This window comes from Candidatus Nitrosotalea sp. FS, assembly GCF_011319475.1.
Taxonomy (GTDB): Archaea; Thermoproteota; Nitrososphaeria; order Nitrososphaerales; family Nitrosopumilaceae; genus Nitrosotalea.
This window is the reverse complement of the sequence record NZ_RCMC01000215.1, coordinates 1-1,227: the sequence shown is the minus strand read 5'-3', so window position 1 is coordinate 1,227 and position 1,227 is coordinate 1. Positions and strand designations below refer to the sequence as shown.

Sequence of the window (1,227 nt, the reverse complement as noted above, 5' to 3'; positions counted from 1 at the left end):
GGATTGATCTTTCTAATGTTCGTAGCACCTGCGTCAGGAATTGCTTCAGCATTTGCATTTATTCGAGGTTTTATCAGAAAAGAATTCGGCCTAGGAAATTTTTATGTTGATTTTACAAGAATAATTTTAACACTTTTACTGCCGATTTCATTTTTCTCCGCTTTGCTATTGCTTTTCCTCGGTGTTCCTCAGACACTAGACTCTACAATCACAGTAGGCACATTGCAGAGTACTAGTCAAACAATTACTATAGGTCCAGTGGCTGCACTAGAATCAATAAAGGAGCTTGGAAGCAATGGCGGTGGATTCTTTGGAGCAAACTCTGCTCATCCATTTGAAAATCCAACTGGCGTCTCAAATGTCTTCGAATGCATTCTTATGCTTGTAATACCGTTTTCATTGCCAATAGCATATGGTCATTTGCTAGGCAAGGGGAGAGGAATTTCCATACTTGCTGCCATGTTAATCGGATTTGGTGTGATGCTTGCTCTAGGATTGTCAGAACATAGCGGTCCAACAGGCCTTGAGACAAGATTTGGTAGCTTTGGAAGCACTCTCTTCATGGAATCATCAGTAGCATCAAACACTGGTGCTGCAAACGCCGCTCTAACAGGAATGTCTCCAAATGCTGTGATTGGGTTCTTTTTGGGTATGTTTGTGCAAGCAATACCAGGAGCAGACGGTACGGGAATGATGATGATGATCATCTTTGTGGTGCTCACACTCTTTTTAGTCGGATTGATGGTGGGAAAGACTCCAGAATTTATGAGCATGAAGATAAATCCAAGAGACGTAAAACTTGCAGCCTTTGTGTTTCTTATACACCCAGCACTTATTTTGATTCCAACTGTGATGGCATATACTACTGAAAGTGCACAAACTATTCTCGGAGCACAAACAACTCCTGCAACATTTACCCAAGTTTTGTACGAATATAGCTCAGCTGCAGCAAACAACGGCTCAGATTATCTTGGAACATCTGCAAACACACCATTTTGGAATTGGTCTACTGCATGGGTCATGTTACTTGGACGTTATGCTCCAATTGGACTGATGTTGGCAATTGCTGGATCGTTTACCTTAAGAGACAGAAAAGAAGTTGTAGAACCAATAAAAACTTCAGGCTTTCTCTTTGTTGCCGTATTGTCTGTAATGGTATTCATTTTAACAGCTCTTACGTTCTTTCCGTTCTTGGCGATGGGGCCATTTTCAATGTAGTGTGATGAA

General features: G+C 41.2%; 1 protein-coding gene. It reads left to right on the top strand.

Translation table 11 applies throughout. The features are described from left to right. On the top strand, positions 1-1,218 hold a 1,218-nt coding region (locus tag DYY66_RS08120; protein ID WP_166287962.1), incomplete at its 5' end, for a potassium-transporting ATPase subunit KdpA. Positions 1,219-1,227 lie beyond the last annotated feature (9 nt).